Source organism: Pseudomonas sp. NPDC078416 (assembly GCF_050268485.1).
Classification (GTDB): Bacteria; Pseudomonadota; Gammaproteobacteria; order Pseudomonadales; family Pseudomonadaceae; genus Aquipseudomonas.
Window position 1 is genome coordinate 23,261 of the sequence record NZ_JBNNGV010000044.1, and the last position, 8,238, is coordinate 31,498.

Genomic DNA, 8,238 nt, shown 5'->3' on the forward strand with positions numbered 1-8,238 from the left:
ATAACGGCGATCAACCTCACCCCGCCAACACATGCCTCAAAAACAACGCCCCCGCCACCGACAACCCCTCTCGCGACCTGACGCAGACATTGAGTTCGCGACTGGCCCATTCCTCTTCCAGCTGAACCACTTTCGCACCGTCCATTCGGTAAATCCCTGCGCTGCCCTCGGGCATGATGCCGATACCGACGCCGGTCTGAACCATCAGACTCAAAGCGTCATAGCTGGCGACTTCCATGCGGATTCTCAGGGAGCGACCGAGGTCGTTGGCGGCTTTGATCAGCTGGAAATTCAGGTGGGTGCCGCTGCGCAGGGCGACGTATTCGTGGTCGAGGGTGTCGCTGAAGCGCACTGACTCGCGGCCTGCCAGCGGGTGGTCGTTGGGCACGATCAGTACGAGGCGGTCGGTGCGGAACGGGAAGACTTCGATGTCAGCGCCATGGGGCAGGCGCGTGAAGATGCCGATCTCTGCACGGTTTTCGGCGACGGCTTTGGTGATTGCCAGGCTTTGCTGTTCTTCAAGGATGATGTTGATCAGCGGGTAAAGCGCCATAAACGACTTGATCAAGCCGGGCATGAATTGGGTGATCGCGGAGATGTTCGCGAGCACGTGCACCGAGCCGCGCGTGCCGTTGGAGTAGTCGCGCATCTGCAAGACGATGTCGTTGAGGTTGTTCAGTGCGCTGCGGGCCATGAACAGCAGCGACAGGCCGGCGTCGGTCGGCGTGATGCCTTTGTTGGTGCGGGTGAGCAGTCGCGAGTCGAGCAGCTCTTCCAGTTCGCTGAGCCGCTTGCTGACGGCCGCCGCCGCGATGTGTTCGCGTTTGGCGGCGGCAGCAATGGTGCCTTCTTCGACGACGCTGACGAAGAGGCGCAGCGAGACGGGATCGAGTTTCATGTGGGGTACCGGGCGTGCTGGCCTGAGTGGCCGCCATAGTACCTCGTCAGCCATCGCCTCAGAACGCGCCCGACAACAGATGGCCGGCGTTCGGAACCTGGGCTTTGAGGCCGAGGGTTTTGAGCATCTGGTAGACGGTCGCCACGGACGCGGACAGCACCGGTTTATCCAGTCGATCCTGTACGACCTGGATGGCGGGCAGTGACGGCATCTGCACGCAGCACGAAAGCACCACCCCGTCAGCCTGTCCGATGTTGAGCCGGTTGGCGTGGGAAACCAGATCCATCGGGTCAAGCCGCCCGACTTGCAGGTTGTCGGAAACTTCCAGGCTGATGGCGTCCACCACCTCGATTCCGGCCGCCTCAATGTAGTCAATGACCTGTTGGGTGAGTGGCTTCATGTACGGGGTGATGATCGACACTTTCTTGTAGTCGAGCATGTGGAGGCTGTCGATCAGCGCTCCGGCCGAGCTCAATACAGGTGCGTCGGACGCGTTGCTGGCGACCGTTTTGCTCAAGCGCTCCTGGGAAACTTTGTGGTAACCGGCGCCCTGACACATGATTGCCACCAGGCAGGCGTACGCCATGACATCGACTCGGGCATCGCTCAATTCCAGCGCGCAGCGGTCGCTGTCGATGTCCATCTTCTTCAGCTCCTCGGGGCTGACTTTCATCATGCGCATGCGGGAGGAATGGAAGGTGAAGCGCTGGTCAGGGAACAGGGAATACCGGGACGTAAGCATCGCCGGGATCTCGGTTTCCATGGTGGTGTTGGAGCTGGGGACGATCTGGCCAATCCGGAAATTTCTCACAGGTTCTTCTCCATTTCGCCGACGGCGAGGTCATGTGCGACCGATGCTAGGAGTGACCGTGAGCGGCGTATATCAGGCAATGGCGAGCCTGCCATCGCGACTGGCGATGGCGGGTAGAAAAGGGGCGGATCATTGCTCAATGCCGACACCGCCTCATCAAAGTGAACTCGATCATCTTGTAGGAGCCGGCTTGCTGGCGAATGCGCCGTGTCAGCCGACATCTTCATCGCCTGAGCCAGCGCGTTCGCCAGCAAGCCGGCTCCTACGGATTTGCATCTGCCGCGAGCGCAAATGTTGCGCATGGCGCCGCACGCTTTTCTTGCTGACGCACCGCATTCATCTGATTTACTGCCGCTGCGCGCCAGATCGCGGGCAAGCGCGCTCCTACGCCCTTCGGGCAGAGGCAGACCGCACTACATGCCATTTCGCCCTTCGCGCAGAGGCAGACCGGGATACATGGCATTTCGCCCTTCGGGCAGAGGCAGATCGAGATTCGCGTCATTTCACCTGCGATTTCATACCTGAGGGGTGGTCATCCAACGCGGATGACCACCAGACACGCGGACTAACGGACGGCGCAAATCACCTGTAGGAGCGCGCTTGCCCGCGAACGCGGTGGATCAGTCACCCTTCCACCAACTGACAGGACGCGTTCGCCAGCAAGCCGGTTCCCACAGGGAAAAGCGGTGTTCGCTCTATCCCCATTACGCGTGAGAAAGCACCTCGCCCCGTGCAGGCGCCTGGGCCTTGTGATTGCCCAGCATCGCCCGTGGGATGGAGAGAATCAGCCCCGCGCTGATGAACAAACAGGCACCCAGCACGTAGGTGCCGTTGTTGATGTTGCCCGTGAGGTTCTCGGCCACGGCGGTGATCATCGAGCCGGTGAAGCCGGACAGGTTGCCGATGGCGTTGATCATGCCAATCCCCGCAGCCGCCGCGACGCCGGACAGCACGGTGCCTGGCAGGGTCCAGTAGATGGGCATCAGGCTCAGCACGCCGGAGGCGGACACGCTGAGGAAGATGATCGACAGCACCACGTTGCTGGCGAAGTAGGCGCTGAGGATCAAGCCGATACCGCCGATGATCGCCGGAATCGCTGCGTGCCAGCGACGCTCGCCGGTCTTGTTGGAGTGCCGAGCGTTGAGGGTCATGGCGATCACAGCGATGCCATAGGGGATGGCCGTCAGCAGGCCAATGTCCATCGGGTTGGAGACGCCAGCGCTCTTGATGATCGACGGCATCCAGAACGCCAGCCCGTAGAACCCGGTGTTGAACGTCAGCAGGATCAGCACCAGCAGCCACACGCGTCCGTTGAAGAACACCTCGCGCAGACTCGTTGCCTTGCCTTTGCTGTCGCTTTCCAGATTGGCCTTGAGCATGGCCTTTTCCTGGGGCGATAGCCATTTGGCCGCGTCAATGTTATTGGCCATGAACGCCAGCACCACGAATGCCATCACCACCGAAGGCAGGCCTTCGATGATCAACAGCCACTGCCAGCCGGCCATGCCGTTGACGCCCTGCATGCGGGTCATCAACCAGCCGGAAATCACACCGCCCAGCGTCAGACTGATCGGCATCGCCATCAGGAAACCCGCCATCACCCGGCTCTGCCGCCGAGTTGGAAACCAGTAGTTGAGGTAAAGGATGACGCCGGGAAAGAACCCAGCCTCACAGATGCCGAGCAAAAAGCGCAGCACGTAGAACATGGTTTCCGACTCGATGTGGAAAAACTTCGCCAGCGGCACGGTAAACGCGACAGCCATGGAGACGATGGCCCAAGTGAGCATGATCCGGGCGATCCAGAACCGCGCGCCAAAGCGATGCAGCAGCAAATTGCTCGGGACTTCGAAGAGGAAATAGCCCCAGAAGAACATGCTCGCGCCGAGGGCATAGATGGTGTTGCTGAATTGCAGATCGTTGAGCATGTCCAGCTTGGCGAAGCCGATGTTCACGCGGTCGAGATACGCCGCCATGTAACACAGGAGCAGGACGGGAAGGATGCGCAGGATGACTTTGCGGTAGGTGCGGTCTTCAAAGCTGGCGTGCCCGGGACCCGAGGACTCGGGCAGGCGCTGGGAAACGGTTTCCATGGTGGGACCTCCAGGCACTCGGAGGCGCCTGTATTGTTGTTATGTGAGGGTCGAAACACGGAGCGATGGTACTGACAAGGGTATTGATTAAGATAATGACTTGTTTCCATTGATTGATAACGCGGAGTTATCGATCACTGACGCGCGAGCCGCGCATTCGCCAGCAGGATTCCGGCAAATTCCGACGCCGCCCCGAGCAAAGGCTCACCTCGGCGGGTGAGGATTCCGTAATCCTGGGGCGCCAGTTTCAGCGGCGTGTTCAGCACTTTCAGCAGGCCCGAATCCAGGTGCGGCTGCGCCATGGAGGCGGGCAACATGGCGATCATAGGCCCCGCCTGCAGCACTTGCAGAAAGGTCTGCATCGAGATGGTGTCGATGGTGTTCTTCGGCACGGGGATGCCGGCTTTGGCAAAGGCCTGCTCCATCCGTGCGCGAATCGGCGTGCCCAGCGGGTACAAAATCCAGGGCCAGTTTCCGAGTTCCAGCAGCGGGGTCTGCGGCAGTTCGGTCAGCGGGTGGCGGCTGTTGACCACCATGCAGAACGGCTCCGGCGCCAGTGCCTGAAAATCGTACACCTGCTGCTGGTTTTCATTGGTGTAACGCGCCACCGCGAGGTCAAGTTTCTTGTCGTCGAGCATCTCCATTAAATGGTCGCTGGTCTGCTCGACCACCTCGATCGACAGCAGCGGCCAGCGCTGTTTCAACTGCACGATGGCTTCCGGCAGCACCACCGCGGTCGCCGCGAAGATCGCACCTACCTTCAGGAACCCATGACCGCCCTCGCGCAGGCTGCTGATCTGATCAACGAACTTGCTCGCGTCATTCAGGGCGATCTGTGCGTAGCGAACCACGTGCTCGCCGAGGGCGGTCGGCGGCATGTTGCGCGGCAGGCGCTCGAACACATCAAAGCCCAGCAGCCGCTCGATCTCCCGCAGCATTTTGCTCACCGCCGGCTGGCTGAGGTTCATGTGCTGTGCGGCAGTGTGCATATTGCGGGTGCGCGCGAGGGTTTCGATGAGCACCAGATGCTTGAACTTGAGCCAGTTACAGACTGTGGAGAAGGAAATGTCTGACATGAGCGCGGCCTTGATGAGCGATAACCCAGTGTTATCGATTACTGAGCAGATGTCATTGGAGTTTATCGCCGGTGCTGATTAGGGTCGCTTATAAATCATAAAAAGCGTTGAGGACTTCACCATGCCCATCCAGCTCACTCCCGAAAATACCCTCCCCGCCGACGGCCTGAATGGCACGCTGATCGGCCGCGCCTGGGTGCCCGGTAAAGTCGGCGGCCCGTCGCCCGTGGTGTTGCGCAACGACGGGGTGTTCGATCTTTCGTCGAGCTTCGCCACGTTGAGTGAGCTGCTGGAGCTCGAATCACCTCTGGCCGCCGTGCGCGAAGCCCAGGGCACGCGTGTCGCCAGCCTCGAAGAATTGCTGGCGAACTCGACCGCAACGCCTGATCCCAACAAGCCGTACCTGCTGGCGCCGGCGGACCTGCAAGTGATCAAGGCCGCAGGGGTGACCTTCGCCGCAAGCATGATCGAACGGGTAATCGAGGAACAGGCCGCAGGCGATCCGGCCAAGGCGGAAAGCGTGCGCGCCATCGTGCAGAACGCTATCGGCGACAACCTGCGCAACATCAAGCCGGGCTCCGAACAAGCCAGCACACTCAAGGCACTGCTGATCGAGCAAGGTATGTGGTCGCAGTACCTTGAAGTGGGCATCGGGCCGGACGCCGAGATTTTTACCAAAGCGCCGGTGCTGGCGGCGGTGGGCAGCGGCAGTCAGGTGGGCATTCATCCGAAATCGGAGTGGAACAACCCCGAGCCCGAAGTGGTGCTGGCAGTGAACAGCCGCGGGCAGATCCACGGCGCGACGCTGGGCAACGACGTCAACCTGCGTGACTTCGAAGGCCGCAGCGCGCTGCTGTTGAGCAAGGCCAAGGACAACAACGCCTCGTGCTCGATCGGCCCGTTCATTCGGCTGTTCGACGAAACTTTTTCCCTGGATGACGTGCGCAACTGCGTGGTCGATCTGCAGGTAAAAGGCGATGACGGCTACGTGATGAAAGGCTCAAGCTCGATGTCGCAGATCAGCCGCGATCCGGCGGACATCGCCGGCCAGGCGCTCAACGCCAACCATCAATACCCGGACGGCTTCCTGCTGTTTCTCGGCACCCTCTTCGCCCCGACCGCCGACCGTGACCATGCCGGCGGCGGTTTCACCCACAAGCTGGGCGATCAGGTCAGTATCAGCAGCAGCCTGTTCGGCGGCCTGCACAATGAGGTGACCCACAGCAGTGACGCGGCGCCGTGGAGGTTCGGCGTCGGCGCGTTGATACGCAATCTCGCCGTGCGCGGTTTGTTGTAACGCTGAACACCTACGCAGCACACCTAATTCCAAGAGAGACCCGAACCATGTCCGACACGCCGAAACGCCCGCTTCGCAGCCAGCAATGGTTCGATGATCCGGAACACGCTGACATGACGGCGCTGTACGTCGAGCGCTACATGAACTACGGCATGACCCGCGAGGAGCTGCAATCGGGCCGACCGATCATCGGCATCGCCCAGACGGGTTCTGATCTGGCGCCCTGCAACCGCCATCACTTGGAGCTCGCCCAGCGGGTCAAGGCCGGTATACGCGACGCGGGTGGCATTCCGATGGAATTTCCGGTGCATCCGATGGCTGAGCAGACGCGCCGCCCGACCGCTGCCCTGGACCGCAATCTGGCGTACCTCGGGCTGGTGGAAATTCTCCACGGCTACCCGCTGGATGGCGTCGTCCTCACCACCGGCTGCGACAAAACCACCCCGGCTTGCCTGATGGCAGCGGCGACCACCGACCTGCCGTCGATTGTGCTGTCCGGAGGGCCGATGCTCGACGGTCGGCACAAGGGCGAGCTGATCGGTTCCGGCACCGTGCTCTGGCATGCGCGAAATCTGCTGTCCGCAGGAGAGATCAATTACGAAGGTTTCATGGAAATGACTACGGCTGCGTCGCCGTCGGTGGGCCACTGCAACACCATGGGCACCGCGCTTTCGATGAATGCGCTGGCCGAGGCGCTGGGCATGTCGCTGCCCGGTTGCGCGAGCATTCCGGCGGCGTACCGCGAGCGCGGGCAGATGGCCTACATGACCGGCAAGCGCATCTGCGATCTGGTCCGTGAAGACGTGCGCCCCTCGCAGATCATGACCCGCGAGGCGTTTGAAAACGCGATCGCGGTGGCCTCGGCATTAGGCGCTTCGAGCAACTGCCCGCCGCACCTGATCGCCATCGCCCGGCACATGGGCGTCGAGTTGAGTCTCGACGACTGGCAGCGCATCGGCGAAGACGTGCCGTTGCTGGTCAATTGCATGCCGGCCGGAAAGTACCTGGGCGAAGGTTTTCACCGCGCAGGCGGCGTGCCGGCGGTGATGCACGAGCTGCAGAAGGCCGGCAAGCTGCACGAAGACTGCGGCTCGGTCTCCGGCAAAACCATTGGTGACATCGTGCGCAATGCCGTCGCCCACGACACCGACGTGATCCGTCCGTACGAAGACCCGCTCAAACACCGCGCCGGTTTCATCGTGCTGAGCGGCAATTTTTTCGACAGCGCGATCATGAAGATGTCGGTGGTGGGCGAGGCCTTCCGCAAAACGTATCTGTCCGAGCCGGGCGCCGAGAACAGCTTCGAGGCGCGGGCCATTGTGTTTGAGGGCCCGGAGGACTACCACGCGCGGATCAACGACCCTTCGCTGGAAATCGACGAGCGCTGCATTCTGGTGATCCGAGGCGCCGGCACGGTGGGTTATCCCGGCAGCGCCGAAGTGGTGAACATGGCGCCGCCGTCCGCGCTGATCAAACAGGGCATCGATTCGCTGCCGTGCCTGGGTGATGGCCGCCAGAGCGGCACCTCGGCCAGCCCTTCGATCCTCAACATGTCGCCGGAAGCGGCGGTGGGCGGTGGCCTAGCGCTGCTGAAAACCAATGACCGGCTGCGGGTGGATCTGAACAACCGCAGCGTCAACGTGCTGGTCAGTGATGAGGAAATGGCCGAGCGCCGCGCGCTGTTCGAACCGAAGATGCCCGCCTCGCAAACCCCATGGCAGGAGCTGTATCGGCAGTTGGTGGGGCAGTTGTCCACCGGCGGATGCCTGGAGCCGGCGACGTTGCATCTGCGGGTGATTGCACGGAGTGGCGAGCCGCGGCATTCCCATTGAGCAGCCGCGCGCGCTCGTGTAGGAGCGCGGCTTGTCCCGCGATCGGCGACGAAGTCGTCGCAAAACCTGTCATCTGGGTGTGGAAGGTTTCCCGAGGTAGTCAATTTACGGCTGCTTTGCAGCCGATCGCGGGACAAGCCTGAACTGGTCAAGTAATTCTGGACACCCGTTTAGGTTTTCAAGCAGCCGCTCCCTCTGCAGCCACAGGCGACCTGTAGCCGTTGTAGCTGTGGG

6 protein-coding genes are annotated in these 8,238 nt (G+C 61.6%); 2 read left to right on the forward strand and 4 right to left on the reverse strand.

Annotated features, from left to right (window positions below):
- Window positions 1–16: 16 nt before the first annotated feature.
- The 4 genes from ACQKEN_RS23885 to ACQKEN_RS23900 form a co-directional block, all read right to left on the reverse strand.
- The gene (locus ACQKEN_RS23885; protein WP_427689284.1) at window positions 17–898 is read right to left on the reverse strand and encodes a LysR family transcriptional regulator; all 882 of its coding nucleotides are present in this window, start codon (window positions 896–898) and stop codon (window positions 17–19) included.
- Between the two features lie 58 nt (window positions 899–956).
- Window positions 957–1,709: a maleate cis-trans isomerase family protein gene (locus tag ACQKEN_RS23890; RefSeq protein WP_427689285.1), complete on the reverse strand. Its 753-nt coding sequence runs from the start codon at window positions 1,707–1,709 to the stop codon at window positions 957–959.
- 704 nt (window positions 1,710–2,413) lie between these two features.
- The gene (locus ACQKEN_RS23895; protein ID WP_427689286.1) at window positions 2,414–3,799 is read right to left on the reverse strand and encodes an MFS transporter; all 1,386 of its coding nucleotides are present in this window, start codon (window positions 3,797–3,799) and stop codon (window positions 2,414–2,416) included.
- 134 nt (window positions 3,800–3,933) lie between these two features.
- Window positions 3,934–4,875, reverse strand: coding sequence for a LysR family transcriptional regulator (locus ACQKEN_RS23900; protein ID WP_427689287.1), 942 nt, complete (start codon window positions 4,873–4,875; stop codon window positions 3,934–3,936).
- A gap of 121 nt (window positions 4,876–4,996) precedes the next feature.
- Here ACQKEN_RS23900 and ACQKEN_RS23905 point away from each other — a divergent pair, with 121 nt between their 5' ends.
- Window positions 4,997–6,172, forward strand: coding sequence for a fumarylacetoacetate hydrolase family protein (locus tag ACQKEN_RS23905; RefSeq protein WP_427689288.1), 1,176 nt, complete (start codon window positions 4,997–4,999; stop codon window positions 6,170–6,172).
- 47 nt (window positions 6,173–6,219) lie between these two features.
- Window positions 6,220–8,004: an IlvD/Edd family dehydratase gene (locus tag ACQKEN_RS23910; protein ID WP_427689289.1), complete on the forward strand. Its 1,785-nt coding sequence runs from the start codon at window positions 6,220–6,222 to the stop codon at window positions 8,002–8,004.
- Window positions 8,005–8,238 lie beyond the last annotated feature (234 nt).

Bases quoted from the DNA above. Each gene is read 5' to 3' on its own strand.
- ACQKEN_RS23885 (WP_427689284.1), bottom strand. From the start codon at position 898: ATGAAACTCGATCCCGTCTCGCTGCGCCTCTTCGTCAGCGTCGTCGAA.
- ACQKEN_RS23895 (WP_427689286.1), bottom strand. From the start codon at position 3,799: ATGGAAACCGTTTCCCAGCGCCTGCCCGAGTCCTCGGGTCCCGGGCAC.
- ACQKEN_RS23900 (WP_427689287.1), bottom strand. From the start codon at position 4,875: ATGTCAGACATTTCCTTCTCCACAGTCTGTAACTGGCTCAAGTTCAAG.
- ACQKEN_RS23905 (WP_427689288.1), top strand. From the start codon at position 4,997: ATGCCCATCCAGCTCACTCCCGAAAATACCCTCCCCGCCGACGGCCTG.
- ACQKEN_RS23910 (WP_427689289.1), top strand. From the start codon at position 6,220: ATGTCCGACACGCCGAAACGCCCGCTTCGCAGCCAGCAATGGTTCGAT.